Raw genomic sequence first — 17,258 nt, 5'->3', positions numbered from 1 at the left:
GCGATGGCGGCCCCCACTTCGCTGTAATAAGGCTCAAGTGCCTGCTTCCAGCGTGCATCGCGCTCGGCATCGGGCGCTGGCGGCTGGTGGCAGAAGAAGTTCAGGTTCAGCGGGCGCCCCGGGCAGCCGGCGCGGAATGCGGCGATCTCGGCGCGCACCTGTTCGCCGCTGAGCATGGCGCAGGGCAGGGCGCCCAAGCCACCTGCCAGGCCCACGGCGATGGCCATGGCCGAGCCGGTCGCCCCCGCCATGGGTGCCTGCAGAATGGGCAGCTCGATGCCCAGCAGATCGAGGATACGGCGGTCGGGCCAATGGCTCATGCGATTCTCCTTGCGTGGGGCGAGCGATGCGGCGGGGGCTTGCGGCAAGTCTTAGAGGGCCTTGCTGACCTGGATGTCGCTGATTTTCTCGGCGTCCTCGCCATGGATCTTGCGCAGGGCCTCGAGGGCCTGCTCTTGCGAGGCATCGGGCATCAGCGCGAAATCCCAGCGACGCTGGCCGTCGAGCTTGTATTTGATGACGTACTTGATGGTCTGGGTCATGGTGGCCTTATCTGAGTTTCGACGACGAGCGGCGGATGATCTTGATCTTGTGGGTCAGCGTTGGCTTGCGGGTGACCGAGATCGGGCGAGTGGTGACAGTATCGATGGTGATGTTCCAGAAGCCGGTGCTGGGTACGGTGATCTTCGCCGGAAACTTCTCGAAATGGCCGCCGTGGTAAGTATGACGGCCGCCGTTCTTGAAGCTGCGGAAGTTGGCGTCGTTCATCAGGCGGATATTGCAGCGCTGGGAGCACTCGATGACGACGATATCGTCCTCGTTGAGGTGCTCGCGCTGGTGTACGAATTTCATGTGATGCTCCGCAAGGTTTGGATCTGCAAAAGCAAAAGATACCACGATGTGCCGTTACACTGCCGCGTTGATCGCCGGGCGTAGATAATTCTGCCAAAGCAGGGAGCAAAACCGCCTGGATGTGGTCGAAGCGAATTCTTGAAGGCAGAGGTGCAGCAAATGAAGTGGATGGTGGCGGCGTTGTCGGTGACGCTCGGTGGCTGTGTGAGCGTCGCGGAGCTGGAGCAATCGCGTGAAACGATGGATGTGATCTCTGGCAAGAGCCCGCGCGCCTATGCCGATTGCGTAAAGGAGAAGCTTGCCGATACGCGTGACCCGCTGACCGAAGAGCAGCGTGGCGACGGCCTGCGGCTGATCGTACCGCAGAAAGTCACCTCAGGTGCTGGCCCGGCGGCGCTGGTGGATATCGACAAGCGGGGCAGCGGCAGCAGCATCAAACTGCACGAGCGGCTGAATAACTTCCCGCTGCGCCTTGGGGATGTGCGCACTGCGGCAACGCAGTGCATCTCCGGAAGTTGATCTGAAGCAACGGCTCCTCCTTTCTCTGCTTATATGTTTTAAGCCTAAACATATAACAAAAGAAAAGGAGATTCGTGATGACACCGTTGAGACGCTTGATGATCGGCAGCTTGCTGATCCTGGCCTGGCCCGCGGCACATGCCGCTGACGGTCAGAAGGTCTTCACCCAGGGTGGGGCCAACCCCGCCGCCATGGCCTGCCTGGGTTGCCACGGCCCGGACGGCAAGGGCATTGCGGCTGCCGGCTTTCCACGTTTGGCCGGGCTACCGGCCGGTTACCTTGCCAAGCAGTTGCAGGACTGGCGCAACGGCAGCCGCAAGCAGCCGGTGATGGAACCTTTGGCCAAGGCCCTGAGCGACGACGAAATCAAGGCCGTCAGTACTTACCTGGCCAGCCTGCCAGCAGCGCCCGCTGGCGACCTGCACCGCCAGCAGATTGCCGATGACCCAACCACCCGCATGGCCCTGTACGGCGACTGGAGCCGGCAGATTCCAGGTTGCGTGCAATGCCACGGGCCGGGTGGCGGCGGGGTGGGCGAACACTTCCCGCCCTTGGCCGGCCAGCCCGCCAGTTACCTGGTGGCACAGCTCAATGCCTGGCGCGACGGCAGCCGCAGCAATGACCCCAACCAGCTGATGGTCGGCGTGGCCAAGGCCATGACCGATGAGGAGATCAAGGCTGTTGCCGAGTTCTTTGCCCGCCCCGTCCGCCAGGAGGTCACGCCATGAAAACCCTGATTCCCGTCTTGTTGCTGCTGGCCGTGGGCAGCGCCCAGGCCACACCGATCGCCATGGAAGACCAGTCGCAGTTGAAGGTGCCCGGTGTGCAGGCTGCACCGCAGTTCGTGCCGCCCGCTGAGCGTGAGTTGCCCGATAATGCCTTTGGCAAGATGGTGCGTGAAGGCCATTCCTTGTTCGTCGACACCCGCCGATTGATGCCCGAGGCGGTGGGCAACGGCATGAATTGCAGTAACTGCCACCTCGATCAGGGGCGGTTGGCGCATTCGGCGCCGCTGTGGGGTGCCTACCCGATGTATCCGGCCTATCGCAAGAAAAATGACAAGGTCAACACCTTCGCCGAGCGTATCCAAGGGTGTTTTCAGTTCAGCATGAACGGCAAGCCGCCGGCCGCTGACAGCCCGCAGATGACGGCCCTGGCGGTGTATTCATACTGGCTGTCGACCAAGGCGCCGACCGGCGTGGAGATTGCCGGACGTGGTTATCCGGAGGTGGCACAACCCAAGGGTGGTTATGACTTCAAGCGCGGCCAGCAGGTTTACCGTGAACAATGCGCGATTTGCCATGGCGATAACGGTGAAGGGCAAAAGGTCGCCGGCGAGTACGTAATGCCGCCGCTTTGGGGCAAGGACTCCTACAACTGGGGGGCCGGCATGCACCGCATCAATACCGCTGCGTCGTTCATCAAGTACAACATGCCGCTTGGCAAGCCGGGCAGCCTCAGCGATCAGCAGGCCTGGGACGTGGCGGCGTGGATCAACCGCCACGAGCGGCCACAGGACCCGCGGTTGGTAGAGGGATCCATCGAGAAAACGCGGGTGAAATTTCATGCCAATGATGGGGTGAACCTGTATGGTCAGCAGGTTGATGGGGTGCTGATCGGACAAGGGACGGGGAGCTGAGGTAAACCGGTGGCGGCCTCTTGGCGCGTGAGCCCGTCGAAGAGGCCGCCACCGTCACGCTGATTTCCCTGTCATCCAACGGTCATGTATGACAGCAATATTTACGATCCCCCGGAACTATCTACACTGGGATATCTCTATGATGGCAACGGTCGTTATCGGGGGCATTGTAAGGTGACTGCCGCCTGATTAGACTGCGCCGAATTCCACAGGCCTAGCCTTTTGTAAGGACGTATATGATCAAAAAATGCTTGTTCCCGGCAGCCGGCTACGGCACACGCTTCTTGCCTGCTACCAAAGCCATGCCCAAGGAAATGCTGCCGGTGGTCAACAAGCCACTGATCCAGTATGGCGTTGAAGAAGCATTGGATGCGGGTCTGAACGAGATCTCCATCGTTACCGGGCGCGGCAAGCGCGCCCTGGAAGACCACTTCGACATCAGCTACGAGCTGGAAAACCAGATCAAGGGCACCGACAAGGAAAAATACCTGGTCGGTATTCGTCGTCTGCTCAACGAGTGCTCGTTTTCGTACACGCGCCAGACCGAAATGAAGGGCCTCGGCCACGCCATTCTCACTGGCCGCCCACTGATCGGCGACGAGCCGTTCGCGGTGGTGCTGGCGGACGACCTGTGCGTCAACCCGGAAGGTGACGGCGTGCTGACTCAGATGGTCAAGCTGTACAAACAGTACCGCTGCTCGATCGTCGCCATCCAGGAAGTCGACCCGCAGGAAACCAACAAGTATGGTGTGATCGCCGGTGAGATGATCCGCGACGACATCTTCCGTGTGACCAACATGGTCGAAAAACCGGCCCCGGAAGACGCGCCGTCGAACCTGGCGATCATTGGCCGTTACATCCTGACCCCGGATATCTTCGACATCATCGCCAATACCAAGCCAGGCAAAGGCGGTGAAATCCAGATCACTGATGCCCTGTTGCAGCAGGCGAAGGATGGCTGCGTGATTGCCTACAAGTTCAAGGGCAAGCGTTTCGACTGCGGTGGCGCCGAAGGCTACATCGACGCGACCAACTTCTGCTTCGAGAACTACTACAAGACTGGCAAGGCTTACTGATAAGCCCTGCTGGCCTCAAAGCCATCCTTCGGGGTGGCTTTTTTGTTTGCGGCGGCCAACGGCGGTATGCTGGACGCCTGCCTGGGAGAGTGAATACATGGCCTTCGATTTTGATCTGTTCGTGATTGGCGCCGGGTCCGGTGGTGTGCGCGCAGCGCGTTTTGCTGCCGGTTTTGGTGCAAGAGTGGCAGTGGCTGAAAGCCGCTACCTGGGGGGGACCTGCGTCAACGTCGGTTGTGTGCCGAAAAAACTGCTGGTATACGGCGCGCACGTTGCCGACGAGCTGGAGCAAGCCGCGGGTTTCGGCTGGACGTTGGAAGAGGGGCATTTCGACTGGGGCACCCTGATTGCCAACAAGAATCGGGAAATCGAGCGCCTTAACGGCATCTACCGTAACCTGCTGGTCAACAGCGGGGTGACCCTGTTGCAGGGCCACGCGCGGCTGACGGGTGCCAACGAAGTGGAAGTGGACGGTCAGCGCTACACCGCCGAGCATATCCTCATCGCTACCGGTGGCTGGCCGCAGGTACCGGACATTCCCGGCAAGGAACTGGCCATCACCTCCAACGAAGCCTTCTACCTCAAGGACTTGCCGCGCCGCGTGCTGGTGGTGGGTGGGGGTTATATCGCCGTCGAATTCGCCGGCATCTTCCAGGGCCTTGGGGCCGACACCACACTGCTGTACCGTGGCGACCTGTTCCTGCGCGGCTTCGACGGCTCGGTGCGCACCCACCTGAAGGAAGAGCTGGAAAAACGCGGCCTCGACCTGCAGTTCAACGCCGACATCCAGCGCATCGACAAGCTTGAAGATGGTCGCCTCAAAGCCACGCTCAAGGACGGCCGCGAGCTGGTCGCCGACTGTGTGTTCTATGCCACCGGCCGGCGCCCGATGCTGGACAATCTGGGCCTGGAGAACACCGGCGTCGAGCTGGATGCGCGCGGCTACATCCGGGTTGATGAGCAGTACCAGACCACCGCGCCCTCGATTCTCGCCATTGGCGATGTGATCGGCCGTGTGCAGTTGACCCCAGTGGCCTTGGCTGAAGGCATGGCCGTGGCGCGGCGCCTGTTCAAACCCGAGCAGTACCGCCCGGTGGATTATCAGAACATCCCCACCGCGGTGTTCAGCCAGCCACCCATCGGTACCGTAGGCTTGACCGAAGAGCAGGCGCTGGAGGCCGGGCACAAGGTGCAGGTATTCGAAAGCCGCTTCCGGGCCATGAAGCTGACCCTGACCGACATTCAGGAAAAGACCCTGATGAAGTTGGTGGTCGATGCCGAGACCGACAAGGTGCTGGGTTGCCACATGGTCGGTCCTGACGCTGGCGAAATCATTCAGGGCCTGGGCATTGCGCTTAAAGCCGGTGCCACCAAGCAGCAGTTCGACGAAACCATCGGCGTGCACCCGACGGCGGCCGAAGAGTTCGTGACCATGCGCACCGTCACTCGCTGATGACGCGGAGCCTGCTGTACAGCCTGTAGACGCAGCCTTGTGCTGCTACGAGGTCCTTGCTGACACCGGAATGTTTCTGTCATTCGGGCCTCGTTGCAGCACAAGGCTGCTTCAGGGGGGGGTACAAGGCCGGATCAATACACCCACACCTCGACCCGCCGGTTGCGCAGCCGGCCTTGCTCCTGTTCATTGCCGGCCACTGGCAATTCATCGCCCATCCCGGTCACCTGCAGCACCTCCACGCCACCGCGCGCCAGTTCGCGGCGCACCGCTTGCGCACGCAGGCGGGAGAGCAGGGCTGCGCGCCCGGGCGTTTCCTTGGGGTCGCCGAACCCCACCAGCACTGCCTTGCCCTGCAGCTTCCCGGCCTGGCGCAGGTAATCTGCCACCCGCTGCACATCGCGCAAGGCCTTGTTGTCCAGCCTCGCGCTTCCTTCCTGGAAGCGGAAGTTCACACTCAGCCGCTGCGCCTGCAGGGCCAGGATGCGATAGCGCGGTGGCATGTCGCTTTGGGGGGCGACAGACAGGGCCTTGATCTGCTGCGAAACGAAACCCTGCTGGGCGATGATCGCCTGGCCGGCCGGGCTCTGAGCGAAGTCGGCCAGGGCCTTGGCCTGGGGCTTGGGGTTGGCTGGCAAGTAAAAATACAGGCGCCGCGAGAGCGGGTAGTCCTCACTGGCCACCCGTGCGCGCTCCGGCAGCATGGCCGGTGCGTCGCCCTCGGCCACCGCCAGCACCTTGGCCCCGTGTACGGCGGCCAGGCTGCTGAAACCGATGGCCTGGCGGTCGGTACCCACGTGTACCGCCAGTTCGTCGCTGGACTCGAAGCGCCTGGCCTTGACCGAAATTTCGGCGTGCTGAGGTTCCAGCACCAGTGCCTTGAAGGTCTCGAAAGTGCCGGAACGGTCGTCTCGGGCATACAGGTGAATGGCCCCGCCAGGTATGCCCAGTTGTTCCCAGCGCTGGATCTGTCCAGAGAAAATTTCCGCCAGTTGCCGGGTGTTCAGTTGGGGTATTGGGTTGTCAGGGTGGACGATGACCGCGACGCCGTCGAGGCCGATCACTTGTTCTGCGCCGGCTGCGCGCAGGTCGCCCAGCGCCTGCAACTGGCGCACTTCACTGTCGTTGATCGGCCGCGAGGCGGCGGCCAGGTCAGCCTCGCCACGGCCCAGCGCGACAAAGCCGGTGCTTGAGCCGTGGGCGGCAATGTCGATGCGCAAGGGCTGACCATGCACGTCGCGGGCGGTAATCACCCGCTCGTTGGCGACCTTGCCTGGCTGTTGTGCGATGGCGGTGGCCTGCTGCGCGCGCAATTGCCCCTGCACCAGCGCCGGCATCAAGGCCGCGCCGATGGTGTTGGAGCCTTGGACACGCAGGTGCAGGGGCTCAGGCAAGGTCGCTAGTGGAAGCAAGGTGAGCAGCAAGACAAGCAGGCGGAGCATGCCGGGTGGCCTATGGCACAGTATTGGCCGGCAGATTACGACAGTGGCGTGATGATAATGTGACGGGAGCGTACACCTTCAAGCGTGCAGCGCCTGCCCGATCGTGCGCCGCGCGGGCGACGCTCGATCTGGCAGGCGCTGCAACGCTGAAGAGGTTAATGTGCCCCGGCCGACTTGCTCAGGTCGCTCTCGGCCCATTCGGTATAAATGCAAGCGTCGGCCACTGCCCAACGCACCTTCACGCTGTCGCCCGGCTGCATCGGCATGCCCGCGGCCGACAGGGCCTTCACCGTCAGCTCGGTACCCCCTGCAGTCACCACATGACAGGTCTGGCTTTCACCCAGGAACAGCACTTCGCCCACCTTGGCACTGACCTCGTTCCAGCCCGCCGGCAATGGCTCGCGCGCCGCTTGTTCGGCGGTCAGGGCCAGGGCTTTTTCCGGACGCACCATGATCAGCGCATCCTGCTCGGCGGCCAGGCCTGGGGTGAGGCGGATGGCCACTGGTTGGCCCTCGAAGCTGCCTGCGCCATTGCTGCTGGCCTTGATCCGCAGGAAGTTGGAGTTGCCCAGGAACGACGCAACAAAGGCATTCGGCGGATTCTGGTACAAGTCGTACCCGGTGCCCAGGCCGACGATCTTGCCGTGGCTGAAGATGGCGATGCGCTGCGACAGGCGCATGGCCTCTTCCTGGTCGTGGGTCACGTAGACAATGGTAATGCCCAGGCGGCGGTGCAGCTGGCGCAGTTCGTCCTGCAGGTCTTCACGCAGCTTCTTGTCCAGCGCGCCGAGCGGCTCGTCCATCAGCAGGATGCGCGGCTCGTACACCAGCGCCCGGGCAATCGCCACGCGCTGCTGCTGGCCGCCCGACATTTGCGAGGGTTTGCGGTGCGCGAACGGCTCCAGTTGCACCAGCTTGAGCATGGCGTCGACGCGCTTGGCGGTTTCGGCAGCGCCGAGTTTGCGAATGGCCAGTGGGAAGGCGATGTTGTCACGCACATTCAGGTGCGGGAACAGCGAATAGCGCTGGAACACCATGCCGATATCGCGCTTGTGCGGCGGCACATTGACCAACGACTGGCCGTCGACCAGGATCTCGCCGCTGCTGGGTGTTTCGAAGCCGGCCAGCATCGACAGGGTGGTGGACTTGCCCGAGCCGCTGGAACCGAGGAAGGTCAGGAACTCGCCGTCCTGGATCTCCAGGTTGAGGTTGTCCACGGCGGTGAAGTCGCCGTAGTGCTTGTTCAGGCCGCGCAGGCTGACCAGGGTTTTGCCGTGCGCGTTGTCTTTGATCACTGCACTCATTGTTGTTTTCTCCGCGCTCAGGCGTTTTCGGTGCGCCGGCGCAAGGCGGCGGCAATGAACATGACCAGCAACGACAGGCCGATCAGCAAGGTCGAAGCCACGGCGATGACCGGGCTAAGGTCCTGGCGCAAGGTGGTCCACATCTTCACTGGCAGGGTCTGCAGGTCGGGGCTGGCCATCATCACGCTCAGCACCACCTCATCCCAGGACACCAGGAAAGCGAACAGGCCACCGGCGATCATGCCGGGGCGGATGGCCGGGAACGTGACCTTGAAAATGGCCTGCAGGCGTGATGCACCGCAGATCACCGCAGCATCTTCGATCGACTGGTCGAACAGCTTCAGCGAGTTGATGATCGAGATGATCGTGAACGGCAGGGCGACGATCACGTGGCTGACCACGAAGGCGAACAGCGTGCCGGTGTAACCTAGCTTGAGGAACAGTGCGTATACCGCCACGGCAATGATCACCAGTGGCACGATCATCGGCATGGTAAACAGCCCGTACAGCAGCTCGCGGCCCGGGAAGCGGCCACGCACCAGGGCGAATGCGCTGGGCAGGCCCAGCAACACGGCGGCGATGGTGGTCAGCACGGCCACCTTCAGGCTGGCCAGTGCGGCGTCCATCCACTCCGGGTTGGAGAAGAACTGGCCGTACCACTTGAAGGTCCAGCCCGGTGGCGGGAACACCAGCCACTGTGACGAGCCGAATGACAGCAACACAATGAAGACCACCGGCAGCAGCAGGAAGGCCGCGATGACCCCGGTGGTCAGGTACAGGCCCGTACGCAGCGGGCGGCCCATGGCATTGGGAGACAGGAGCATGGCGGTTTACCTCGCGTTGCCAACCGGGGATTCCGGCTGCAGCTTCAGGTACAGGTAGAAGAGCACCAGGGTGATCGCCACCAGCAGTGCGGCAGCGGCGCTGGCCAGGCCCCAGTTGAGGAACGACTGCACCTGCTGGATGATGAATTCAGGCAGCATCATGTTCTGCGCGCCCCCCAGCAGCGCCGGGGTGACGTAGTAACCGAGCGACATCACGAACACCATCAGCGCCCCGGAGAACAGCCCCGAGCGGCACAGCGGCAGGAACACCTTCCAGAAGTTGGTCCACGGGCTGGCACCACAGATCGAACCTGCCTGCAGCACCATCGGGTCGATGGCGTGCATGGTCGCCTGCAGTGGCAGCACGATGAACGGGATCATGATGTAGCTCATGCCGATGACCACGCCGGTGAGGTTGTGCACCATTTCCAGCGGGGCATCGATGATGCCCATGGCCATCAACGCCTTGTTGATCACGCCCGAGCTCTGCAGCAGCACCAGCCACGAGTAGGTGCGCGCCAGCAGACTGGTCCACAGCGACAGCAGCACGATGTTCAGCAGCCAGCGGCCCCACCCCTTGGGCACCAGGGTGATTGCCCAGGCCAGCGGGAAGCCCAGCAGCACGCTGATCAGGGTAACCACGCCGGCCACCGAGAAGGTGTTGAACAGCACCCGTGCATAGGCCGAGTTGGCGAACAGCTGCTCGTAGTTACCCAGCCCTGGCGTTGGCTCCAGCACCCCGCGCAGCAACAGGCCGACCAGCGGGGCGAAGAAGAACAGGCCAAGGAACAGCAGGGCGGGCAGCAGGTTGCGGCTGCCTTTCCAGCGCTGGCTCAGGCTGGCACGGCGCGGTGCGGTGCCCGGGGCGCCGGCGCCCGTGGGGGCACCTTGCGCGTTTTGCAGGGCGTTGATGGCGACTTTCATTTGACCAACCACTCATTCCAGCGGGCCGCGATAGCTTGACCGTTCTTGGCCCAGTAGGCGAAGTCGAGGGTGACCTGGTCCTGGGCGTAGGCAGTTGGCAGGTTTGGCGCGAGGTCCTTGTCCAGCTTGGCCACGCTGTCGACGTTGACCGGCGCATAGGCGGTTTTGTTGGCGAATTCGGCCTGGCCTTCGGCGCTGCTGGCGTTGGCCAGGAATTTCATGGCCGCTTCCTTGTTCTTGGCGCCTTTGGGGATGACCAGGAAGTCGGCCATGACCAGGTTCTGCTTCCAGCTCACACCCACCGGTGCACCGTCTTGCTGCAGGGCGTAGACACGGCCATTCCAGAACTGGCCGAGCGAGGCTTCACCCGAGGCCAGCAACTGCTGTGACTGGGCGCCACCGCCCCACCAGACGATGTCTTTCTTGATGGTGTCGAGCTTCTTGAAGGCGCGGTCCAGGTCCAGCGGGTACAGCTTGTCAGGGGCTACGCCGTCGGCCAGCAGGGCCAGTTCCAGCACGCCGGGGCTGGGCCATTTGTACAGGGCTCGCTTGCCGGGGTAGGCCTTGGTGTCGAACAGCGCGGTCCAGTCCACCGGCTTGTTGGCCCCGAGCTTGCCTTCGTTGTAGCCGAGCACGAAGGAGAAGAAGAATGAGCCGACGCCATGATCAGAGACGAAGCGTGGGTCGATCTTGTCGCGCTTGATCTGGTTGAAGTCCAGGGGTTCGAGCAGGCCTTCGCTGGCGGCACGCAGGGCAAAGTCGGCTTCGACGTCGACCACGTCCCACTGCACGTTACCGCTCTCGACCATGGCCTTGAGCTTGCCGTAGTCGGTGGGACCGTCCTGCACGACCTTGATGTTCGTGGCTTTGGTGAACGGTACTGCCCACGCTTCTTTCTGGGCGTCCTGGGTCGTACCGCCCCAGCTGACGAAGTTGAGGCTGTCGGCGGCCTGGGCGGCCTGACATGCCAGGGTCAGCAGGCTGGCGGACAGCACTGCGGTTACACGTTTGCTTAACAGCATGGTTACGCCCTCGTTGCTTTTGTTATTCGAGGCGGGGCTTTTGGTGCGCCCGCCAATAATGTTCGGGGAGCAGCTAAAACAAAGTGTTCTGATGGCCGCTTTTAATTGTAGGTGCCGGCCTGCAGGTTTAAGGTCTACGGGATATCATATTATGGTATTCCAAGATTTTGGCAAGAGGTATGAGGCGACCGGCCATCACTCCGCCCTGTCAAAAGCACCAAGGGCCCTGTAGGCGCGGGTTTACCCGCGAATGCGTCGGTGGTGCCACCCTCGCATTCGCGGGTAAACCCGCGCCTACAGGGCCCCGCTAAATCAATTGCTTGTGTGTTCTCAGCCATCCATCCCCGGGTCGAACGGGATGCTCTGGACCACCTCCAGCTCATAGCCCGCCAGCCCCGCGTATTTCAGCGGTGGCCCCAGGTGACGCAGCTTGCCCACGCCAAGGTCCTGCAGAATTTGCGCCCCGGTACCCACTTCGGAATACACCTTGGACTGGCCACGTTGATAGGGCCGCACAGGGTGGGTCAGTTGTGGCACACGCTCAAGCAAGGCCTGGGAGGATTCGTGGTTGGCCAGGATCACCACCACGCCAGTACCTTCCTCAGCCACCTTCTGCAGCGCCGCCCACAGCGTCCAGTTGGCGGGGCCGGCGTACTCGGCGCCCACCAGGTCGCGCAGCGGGTCAATCACATGCACCCGCACCAGGGTCGGCTGTTCGCGGCGAATGTCGCCCATGACCATGGCCATGTGCACGCCACCTTCGATGCGGTCTTCATAGGTGACCAGGCGGAAGGTGCCATGCACGGTCGGTAGCTCGCGCTCGCCGATGCGCTTGATGGTCTGCTCGGTGCTCAGGCGGTAGTGGATCAGGTCGGCGATGGTGCCAATCTTGATGCCATGCCGGGCGGCGAACACTTCCAGGTCGGGGCGACGGGCCATGGTGCCGTCGTCGTTCAGCACTTCAACGATGACCGAGGCCGGGCTGAAGCCGGCCAGGCGTGCCAGGTCGCAGCCGGCTTCGGTGTGGCCGGCACGGGTCAGCACCCCGCCTTCGCGTGCCCGCAGCGGGAAGATGTGGCCAGGTTGCACCAGGTCTTCGGGGCGGGCGTTGGGGGCCATGGCCGCTGCCACGGTGCGTGCCCGGTCTGCGGCGGAAATGCCGGTGGTGACCCCGGTGGCCGCCTCGATCGACACGGTGAACGCGGTGCTGAACACGCTACCGTTGGCCGGAACCATCTGCTCCAGGCCCAGGCGCTGGCAGTGATCGTCGGTCAAGGTCAGGCAGATCAGGCCGCGTGCCTCGCGGGCCATGAAGTTGATGGCCTGGGCGTCGCAGCGCTCGGCGGCGATCAACAGGTCGCCTTCGTTTTCCCGGTCCTCGTCATCCACCAGCAGGACCATCTTGCCTTGCCGGTAGTCCTCGAGAAGTTCCTCGATGGTGTTGAAAGCCATGGTGCACGCTCACTGTGGTGGGGTGAATTTTATGGTATACCATCATACACAAATATCGCCGTAACAGGAGAGCTGCACATGAAGGCCTACTGGATCGCCCATGTGGATGTGACCGACCCCGAGCAGTACCAGCAATACACCCAGCGCGCCCCGGCTGCCTTCAAGGCATTCGGCGGGCGCTTCCTGGCCCGTGGCGGGCGTAGCGAGGCGATGGAAGGGAGAGCTACGCCTCAGCGTAGTGTGGTGATCGAGTTCGATTCGTACGCGCAGGCCGTCGCCTGTTACCGCTCCGCGCTGTACCAAGAGGCATGCAGTCATCGCCAAGGGGTGGCGAAGGCTGAGGTGATCATTGTGGAAGGGTTTGAGCCCTGAGCAGGATTCGCCGGCCCTTTCGCGGGTAACCCGCTCCTACACAGGCCACCACAGAATTTGACGTTTGTGGTGGCCTGTGTAGGAGCGGGTTTACCCGCGAAAGGGCCGGACCTGCCGCACCGATGGCAGATTCATTGAAGCCTGCGGGCCGTTTCCGCAAATAGAAGCAAAAGACCCGCCCAGGCGGGTCTATTGCTCATTGCCTCACTGCAGATGCACTTTAAGTTCGTTGCCCGCCTGCCGCAGCGCCGCCTTTACTGCCGGCACTTGGCTCAACGGGTTGAGCAGCCCATAGTCATGAATCATTCCGTTGTAGCGCACCGAGGTTACTGTCACGCCCGCCGCATTCAACTTGCGGGCATACGCCTCACCTTCATCCCGAAGCACATCGAACTCAGCCGTTTGCACCAGGGCCGGTGGCAAGCCCTTCAGCTGTTCGGCGGACGCCCGCAGCGGCGAGGCGTAGATCTGCGCCCGCGCCTTTGCATCAACGGTGTAGTTGTTCCAGAACCACTTCATCATCCCGGTGGTCAGGAAGTGTCCTTCGGCAAACTGCTTGTACGATGCTGTCTCGAAGCTGGCATCGGTCACCGGCCACAGCAGCAGCTGGAAGCGCAGGGCAGGGGTGCCGGCCTCTTTGGCCTTGAGTGCAACCACCGCCGCCATGTTACCGCCAACGCTGTTGCCGGCTACAGCCAGGCGCTTGCCATCCACGCCGATCTCCTTGCCATGTTCAGCCACCCAGCGAGTCGCGGCGTACGCCTGGTTGATCGCCGTCGGGTAGTGCGCTTCCGGTGACGGGGTGTAGTCCACATAGACCGCCACCGCACCCGAGCCGACCACCAGGTCGCGGATCAGTCGTTGGTGGGTCGGGAAGTCGCCCAGCACCCAGCCGCCACCGTGGAAGAACATGAACACCGGCAAATCACCTTTGACATTAGTCGGGCGTACCACTTGCAGCTTGATTGACTGGCCATTGGCCTGAATCGTGCGTTCCTTCACTTCGATCCCCGAGAGGTCGACCTTTACCGAGGCCTGGGCGCCGGTCAGTACCGCGCGGGCGTCGTTTGGTGTGAGCTGTTCCAGCGGCTTGCCACCCCCTTTCTCCAGGGCTTCGAGGAAGGCCTGGGTGTGTTGTTCGACACCAGGGCTGCCTGCGGCGAAGGCACTGGAAACGGACAGGGCCAGGAGGGAGGCGGTGAGGGCTTTGTGGACAATGTTCATAAGCGAATCCTTTTCTGTGCAAGTGTTGGTAGTGGGCGTCTTGCCTGGCCTGAGGGGCCGTCGCTGCGACTTGTGCGTAGATTAGGCAGATGCACTCGTGGGAAAAAGCCGCTATAAAGTGTTTGACTGTCAGCAAGAGCGAGACAATGAACCCTTACGAAGACATGCGGATCTTTGCCCAGGTGATGGAGGCCGGTAGTTTCACCGCTGCCGCCGACCGTCTGGGCATGTCCAAGCAATCGGTCAGTCGGCGTCTGATGCAGCTTGAAGAGCGCCTGGGTGTGCGCCTGCTCAACCGCTCCACCCGGCGCCTCGATGCCACGCCACTGGGGCAGCACTACTACCAGTCGGCCCTGCGCCTGCTGGGTGAAGTGCAGCAGGTCGAACACGACATCAGCGGCCAGGCCCAGGTCCTGCGCGGCACCTTGCGCCTCAGCGCGCCGCTGTCGTTTGCCATGGCGCACCTGGGTTGCCTGCTGACCGAGTTTCTGCAGTTGCACCCCCAGGTTGATGTAGAGGTAGACCTGAGCGACCGCGCCGTCGACCTGATTGGTGAAGGCTATGACCTGGCGCTGCGGATTGGTGCACTGGAGGACTCCAGCCTGATCGCCCGGCGTATCGCCAGTGTCGAGCGGGTCTACTGTGCGAGCCCGGGGTATTTGCAAGCACGGGGAGTGCCGGAAAAACCGGATGAGCTCGCCGCACATGACTGCCTGCCCTATGGGCATTCGCGGCAGGTGCAGTGGCAGTTCCACAAAGGTGGTAAAGCCCAGGCAATTCAGGTGACCGGGCGCATGCGGGCGAACAATGGCGAGTTGCTGCGGGGGGCTGCGATTGCTGGGATGGGTGTCACTTACCTGCCGACCTTTATCGTTGGGCAGGCGTTGGCGGAGGGGCAGTTGGTGACGGTTCTGGATGAGTGGCGCCCGCCCGCGCTGCAGCTTTCGGCGGTGTATCCGCAGCACCGGCAGGTGGCGCGGCCGGTGCAGGGTTTTGTCAGCTTCCTGCGTGCGCGGCTGGCGCAGCTCTGACGGTCGGTACAGGCTATGCTTGCCCTATGAGTACACCCGTTCCTTTACGCCAACCTTGCCCCCCTGGCGCCTGCGTCTGCGGCCGCGAGCAATTGGCCGACCATCCGCAGGCCGCCCAGCGCATCCTCTTGCTGACCCGGCAGGAAGAAAAACGCCTGCTCGAACGCCTGGAAAACCTGAGGGACCTGGAAGACCTTCGACGTCTGCAGCAGCGCCTGTACGAAAACCTCGGCATCCGCGTGCACATCGCCCCCGGTTACAACGAGGTACGGACCATGCGCGGCATCGTCATCGAACTGGACGAGCAACCCGGGCTGTGCCGCAAGACCCGGCAGTCTATCCCGGCGGCAATCCGGCGCGGGCTGGAGCGTAATCCGCAGGTTGCGTTCCGGTTGCTCGATACGCATGACCTGTTGCGTGATACCTGAGCGTTGATACCAGCACCGGTCGCTCCCACACAGGCGCGCGTCAGTTCCGTTAATTTTTACAACGCTTGCTACGTCTACTTGAAAGCCACCCTGCGCCAGGCGCGCAGCGGCATCATCATTTAAGGAGACAGGCAATGACTTCCGTTTTCGACCGCGACGATATCCAGTTCCAGGTAGTGGTCAACCACGAAGAGCAATACTCGATCTGGCCCGACTACAAAGCCATCCCCAACGGCTGGCGAGCCGTGGGCAAAAGCGGCTTGAAGAAGGACTGCCTGGCCTACATCGATGAAGTCTGGACCGACATGCGCCCGCTGAGCCTGCGCCAGAAAATGGCCGAAGCTGCCGCCCAGTGACCGTGCTGAACCTGCTGTGCCTGCCGTACTCCGGGGCCAGCGCCATGGTCTACAGCCGCTGGCGGCGCAAGCTGCCGGCCTGGTTGCAGGTGCGCCCGGTGGAATTGCCTGGGCGGGGCGCGCGCATGGCAGAGCCGCTGCACACCGACATGCAAGTGCTGGCTCGGCAACTGGCCAGCGAGCAGCGCCTGACGGCAAGCGCTCCTTATGCGTTGCTCGGTCACAGCCTGGGTGCACTGCTGGCCTTCGAGCTGGCCCATGAGCTGCAGGCATTGGGCTGCCCGGCGCCGCTGGCCTTGTTCGCCTGCGGCACCGCGGCACCTACCCGGCGTGAGGACTACGACGGCAACAACTGGCGCGAGCCCAAGAGCGACGCCGAGCTGATCAGCGAGTTGCGCGCGCTGCAGGGCACGCCTGAGGAAGTGCTGGCCAACGCTGAGCTGATGAGCCTGACCTTGCCGACCTTGCGCGCCGATTTTCTGCTGTGCGGCACTTACACCTACCGGCAGCGACCGGCGTTGCAGTGCCCACTGCATGTGCTGGGTGGCGTGGAAGACCGGGCCAGCGATGAGCAACTGCGGGCATGGCGCAGTGAAACCCAAGGCGCGTTCTCGCTGCAGATGTTCCCGGGTGGCCATTTCTTCATCCATGAGCAGGAAGACCGTGTGCTCGCTGCGCTGACCGCGTCGCTGCAACCGCTTCGGCTGTCCGCCTGATTGACGTCACCGCTTGCCTGGGGGAGGCTAGGGTTTTTCCCAGGCAAGAGGCAGACAATGCTGATCGATCCACTCAAGGCCACGCTGCTGGTCGTCGACATCCAGGAAAAACTGATCGGTGCCATGAGCGACCCCGAAGGCACTCGGGCACGGGCCCGCTGGTTGCTGGCGGCGACTGCCGAGCTGGCGCTGCCGACGGTGATTTCCGAGCAGTACCCCAAAGGCCTGGGCCATACCCTGGCCGAACTGCTGGCCGCAGCGCCGGCAGCTGAAGTGGTGGAAAAAAGTCACTTTTCCTGCGTGGCTGCCGAGTGCCTGCCGGCCAGTTTGATGGCGCGCGAGCAGGTGATCGTTTGCGGCATGGAAACCCATGTTTGTGTGCTGCAGACCGTGCTCGGCCTGCTGGCACTGGGCAAGCAAGTGTTCGTGGTCGAGGATGCCTGCGACAGCCGCACGCCGGCCAGCAAGGCCGCAGGCCTGGCGCGCATGCGTGTTGCCGGTGCGCAGGTAGTGACCCGCGAGATGGTGCTGTTCGAATTGATGGGCAGTGCCGGGCACCCGCAGTTCCGCCACATCAGCAAAACCTATCTGGTCGGTGAACAGCCCTGAACGGCCGGTTACTGG

At 62.8% G+C, this 17,258-nt stretch carries 20 protein-coding genes and 1 pseudogene; 11 read left to right on the top strand and 10 right to left on the bottom strand.

The window, feature by feature from the left end; translation table 11 throughout:
- The 3 genes and pseudogenes from AC3WLP_RS00610 to AC3WLP_RS00600 all read right to left on the bottom strand — a co-directional run.
- Positions 1 to 263, bottom strand: a pseudogene (locus tag AC3WLP_RS00610) (nitronate monooxygenase); the annotation flags it as partial.
- 108 nt (positions 264 to 371) lie between these two features.
- Entirely contained in the window at positions 372 to 542 is a 171-nt protein-coding gene (locus AC3WLP_RS00605) for a hypothetical protein (RefSeq protein WP_012051910.1), read from the bottom strand.
- A gap of 7 nt (positions 543 to 549) precedes the next feature.
- On the bottom strand, positions 550 to 852 hold the full coding sequence (locus AC3WLP_RS00600) for a DUF1883 domain-containing protein (protein WP_003250918.1): 303 nt from the start codon (positions 850 to 852) through the stop codon (positions 550 to 552).
- 159 nt (positions 853 to 1,011) lie between these two features.
- Between AC3WLP_RS00600 and AC3WLP_RS00595 the strand changes: the two genes are divergently transcribed.
- The 5 genes from AC3WLP_RS00595 (at position 1,012) to gorA (ending at position 5,539) form a co-directional block, all read left to right on the top strand.
- Positions 1,012 to 1,371: a hypothetical protein gene (locus tag AC3WLP_RS00595; RefSeq protein ID WP_012051911.1), complete on the top strand. Its 360-nt coding sequence runs from the start codon at positions 1,012 to 1,014 to the stop codon at positions 1,369 to 1,371.
- Positions 1,372 to 1,448: 77 nt separating this feature from the next.
- On the top strand, positions 1,449 to 2,099 hold the full coding sequence (locus tag AC3WLP_RS00590) for a c-type cytochrome (RefSeq protein ID WP_012051912.1): 651 nt from the start codon (positions 1,449 to 1,451) through the stop codon (positions 2,097 to 2,099).
- Positions 2,096 to 3,010, top strand: a complete 915-nt coding sequence (locus AC3WLP_RS00585) for a c-type cytochrome (RefSeq protein WP_088512351.1) — start codon at positions 2,096 to 2,098, stop codon at positions 3,008 to 3,010. The genes AC3WLP_RS00590 and AC3WLP_RS00585 overlap by 4 nt, the downstream gene beginning before the upstream one ends.
- 236 nt (positions 3,011 to 3,246) lie before the next feature.
- Positions 3,247 to 4,086 carry a UTP--glucose-1-phosphate uridylyltransferase GalU gene (galU, locus tag AC3WLP_RS00580; protein WP_010954649.1) on the top strand — a complete coding sequence of 280 codons (840 nt, stop codon included), beginning with the start codon at positions 3,247 to 3,249 and terminating at the stop codon, positions 4,084 to 4,086.
- Between the two features lie 97 nt (positions 4,087 to 4,183).
- Positions 4,184 to 5,539 carry a glutathione-disulfide reductase gene (gene gorA, locus AC3WLP_RS00575; protein WP_014756181.1) on the top strand — a complete coding sequence of 452 codons (1,356 nt, stop codon included), beginning with the start codon at positions 4,184 to 4,186 and terminating at the stop codon, positions 5,537 to 5,539.
- A gap of 134 nt (positions 5,540 to 5,673) precedes the next feature.
- Here gorA and AC3WLP_RS00570 read toward each other — a convergent pair whose 3' ends face one another.
- The 6 genes from AC3WLP_RS00570 to ribBA all read right to left on the bottom strand — a co-directional run bounded on the left by AC3WLP_RS00570 (position 5,674) and on the right by ribBA (position 12,507).
- Positions 5,674 to 6,981, bottom strand: a complete 1,308-nt coding sequence (locus AC3WLP_RS00570; protein ID WP_014756182.1) for a substrate-binding domain-containing protein — start codon at positions 6,979 to 6,981, stop codon at positions 5,674 to 5,676.
- Between the two features lie 155 nt (positions 6,982 to 7,136).
- On the bottom strand, positions 7,137 to 8,285 hold the full coding sequence (locus tag AC3WLP_RS00565; RefSeq protein ID WP_012051916.1) for an ABC transporter ATP-binding protein: 1,149 nt from the start codon (positions 8,283 to 8,285) through the stop codon (positions 7,137 to 7,139).
- A 17-nt stretch (positions 8,286 to 8,302) separates the two neighbouring features.
- Entirely contained in the window at positions 8,303 to 9,109 is an 807-nt protein-coding gene (locus AC3WLP_RS00560) for an ABC transporter permease (protein ID WP_003256236.1), read from the bottom strand.
- A gap of 6 nt (positions 9,110 to 9,115) precedes the next feature.
- On the bottom strand, positions 9,116 to 10,033 hold the full coding sequence (locus AC3WLP_RS00555) for an ABC transporter permease (RefSeq protein ID WP_088512350.1): 918 nt from the start codon (positions 10,031 to 10,033) through the stop codon (positions 9,116 to 9,118).
- Positions 10,030 to 11,055, bottom strand: a complete 1,026-nt coding sequence (locus AC3WLP_RS00550; RefSeq protein WP_004576593.1) for an ABC transporter substrate-binding protein — start codon at positions 11,053 to 11,055, stop codon at positions 10,030 to 10,032. Before AC3WLP_RS00550 ends, AC3WLP_RS00555 begins: the two co-directional genes overlap by 4 nt.
- A 330-nt stretch (positions 11,056 to 11,385) precedes the next feature.
- Entirely contained in the window at positions 11,386 to 12,507 is a 1,122-nt protein-coding gene (ribBA, locus tag AC3WLP_RS00545) for a bifunctional 3,4-dihydroxy-2-butanone-4-phosphate synthase/GTP cyclohydrolase II (protein ID WP_012051917.1), read from the bottom strand.
- A gap of 78 nt (positions 12,508 to 12,585) precedes the next feature.
- Here ribBA and AC3WLP_RS00540 point away from each other — a divergent pair, with 78 nt between their 5' ends.
- The gene (locus AC3WLP_RS00540) at positions 12,586 to 12,879 is read left to right on the top strand and encodes a DUF1330 domain-containing protein (protein ID WP_003256229.1); all 294 of its coding nucleotides are present in this window, start codon (positions 12,586 to 12,588) and stop codon (positions 12,877 to 12,879) included.
- 204 nt (positions 12,880 to 13,083) lie between these two features.
- On the opposite strand, the gene AC3WLP_RS00535 is transcribed toward AC3WLP_RS00540, so the two are convergent.
- A complete protein-coding gene (locus AC3WLP_RS00535) occupies positions 13,084 to 14,103 on the bottom strand; it encodes an alpha/beta hydrolase (protein WP_014756183.1) in 1,020 nt (339 codons plus the stop codon).
- Positions 14,104 to 14,249: 146 nt separating this feature from the next.
- Between AC3WLP_RS00535 and AC3WLP_RS00530 the strand changes: the two genes are divergently transcribed.
- The 5 genes from AC3WLP_RS00530 (at position 14,250) to AC3WLP_RS00510 (ending at position 17,243) form a co-directional block, all read left to right on the top strand.
- Positions 14,250 to 15,134, top strand: a complete 885-nt coding sequence (locus tag AC3WLP_RS00530) for a LysR family transcriptional regulator (RefSeq protein ID WP_029611836.1) — start codon at positions 14,250 to 14,252, stop codon at positions 15,132 to 15,134.
- A gap of 26 nt (positions 15,135 to 15,160) precedes the next feature.
- Positions 15,161 to 15,562 (top strand): hypothetical protein, encoded by a 402-nt coding sequence (locus tag AC3WLP_RS00525; protein WP_017148247.1) that lies wholly within the window; start codon positions 15,161 to 15,163, stop codon positions 15,560 to 15,562.
- 134 nt (positions 15,563 to 15,696) lie between these two features.
- Entirely contained in the window at positions 15,697 to 15,918 is a 222-nt protein-coding gene (locus tag AC3WLP_RS00520; RefSeq protein ID WP_003256222.1) for an MbtH family protein, read from the top strand.
- A complete protein-coding gene (locus AC3WLP_RS00515) occupies positions 15,915 to 16,634 on the top strand; it encodes a thioesterase II family protein (protein WP_014756187.1) in 720 nt (239 codons plus the stop codon). Before AC3WLP_RS00520 ends, AC3WLP_RS00515 begins: the two co-directional genes overlap by 4 nt.
- A 57-nt stretch (positions 16,635 to 16,691) precedes the next feature.
- On the top strand, positions 16,692 to 17,243 hold the full coding sequence (locus AC3WLP_RS00510; protein WP_014756188.1) for an isochorismatase family protein: 552 nt from the start codon (positions 16,692 to 16,694) through the stop codon (positions 17,241 to 17,243).
- Positions 17,244 to 17,258 lie beyond the last annotated feature (15 nt).

The organism is Pseudomonas sp. FW305-E2 (genome assembly GCF_058782925.1).
Note: the sequence above shows the minus strand (reverse complement) of the source record. Positions and strands in the feature narration are given on the sequence as shown.

Excerpts from the sequence above, each read along its gene's own strand:
- AC3WLP_RS00560 (WP_003256236.1), bottom strand. The coding sequence starts at position 9,109 with ATGCTCCTGTCTCCCAATGCCATGGGCCGCCCGCTGCGTACGGGCCTG.
- AC3WLP_RS00570 (WP_014756182.1), bottom strand. The coding sequence starts at position 6,981 with ATGCTCCGCCTGCTTGTCTTGCTGCTCACCTTGCTTCCACTAGCGACC.
- AC3WLP_RS00520 (WP_003256222.1), top strand. The coding sequence starts at position 15,697 with ATGACTTCCGTTTTCGACCGCGACGATATCCAGTTCCAGGTAGTGGTC.
- AC3WLP_RS00585 (WP_088512351.1), top strand. The coding sequence starts at position 2,096 with ATGAAAACCCTGATTCCCGTCTTGTTGCTGCTGGCCGTGGGCAGCGCC.
- AC3WLP_RS00595 (WP_012051911.1), top strand. The coding sequence starts at position 1,012 with ATGAAGTGGATGGTGGCGGCGTTGTCGGTGACGCTCGGTGGCTGTGTG.
- AC3WLP_RS00540 (WP_003256229.1), top strand. The coding sequence starts at position 12,586 with ATGAAGGCCTACTGGATCGCCCATGTGGATGTGACCGACCCCGAGCAG.
- AC3WLP_RS00525 (WP_017148247.1), top strand. The coding sequence starts at position 15,161 with ATGAGTACACCCGTTCCTTTACGCCAACCTTGCCCCCCTGGCGCCTGC.
- AC3WLP_RS00565 (WP_012051916.1), bottom strand. The coding sequence starts at position 8,285 with ATGAGTGCAGTGATCAAAGACAACGCGCACGGCAAAACCCTGGTCAGC.
- AC3WLP_RS00605 (WP_012051910.1), bottom strand. The coding sequence starts at position 542 with ATGACCCAGACCATCAAGTACGTCATCAAATACAAGCTCGACGGCCAG.
- AC3WLP_RS00510 (WP_014756188.1), top strand. The coding sequence starts at position 16,692 with ATGCTGATCGATCCACTCAAGGCCACGCTGCTGGTCGTCGACATCCAG.
- AC3WLP_RS00530 (WP_029611836.1), top strand. The coding sequence starts at position 14,250 with ATGAACCCTTACGAAGACATGCGGATCTTTGCCCAGGTGATGGAGGCC.
- AC3WLP_RS00555 (WP_088512350.1), bottom strand. The coding sequence starts at position 10,033 with ATGAAAGTCGCCATCAACGCCCTGCAAAACGCGCAAGGTGCCCCCACG.
- gorA (WP_014756181.1), top strand. The coding sequence starts at position 4,184 with ATGGCCTTCGATTTTGATCTGTTCGTGATTGGCGCCGGGTCCGGTGGT.
- AC3WLP_RS00600 (WP_003250918.1), bottom strand. The coding sequence starts at position 852 with ATGAAATTCGTACACCAGCGCGAGCACCTCAACGAGGACGATATCGTC.
- AC3WLP_RS00535 (WP_014756183.1), bottom strand. The coding sequence starts at position 14,103 with ATGAACATTGTCCACAAAGCCCTCACCGCCTCCCTCCTGGCCCTGTCC.
- galU (WP_010954649.1), top strand. The coding sequence starts at position 3,247 with ATGATCAAAAAATGCTTGTTCCCGGCAGCCGGCTACGGCACACGCTTC.
- AC3WLP_RS00590 (WP_012051912.1), top strand. The coding sequence starts at position 1,449 with ATGACACCGTTGAGACGCTTGATGATCGGCAGCTTGCTGATCCTGGCC.
- ribBA (WP_012051917.1), bottom strand. The coding sequence starts at position 12,507 with ATGGCTTTCAACACCATCGAGGAACTTCTCGAGGACTACCGGCAAGGC.
- AC3WLP_RS00550 (WP_004576593.1), bottom strand. The coding sequence starts at position 11,055 with ATGCTGTTAAGCAAACGTGTAACCGCAGTGCTGTCCGCCAGCCTGCTG.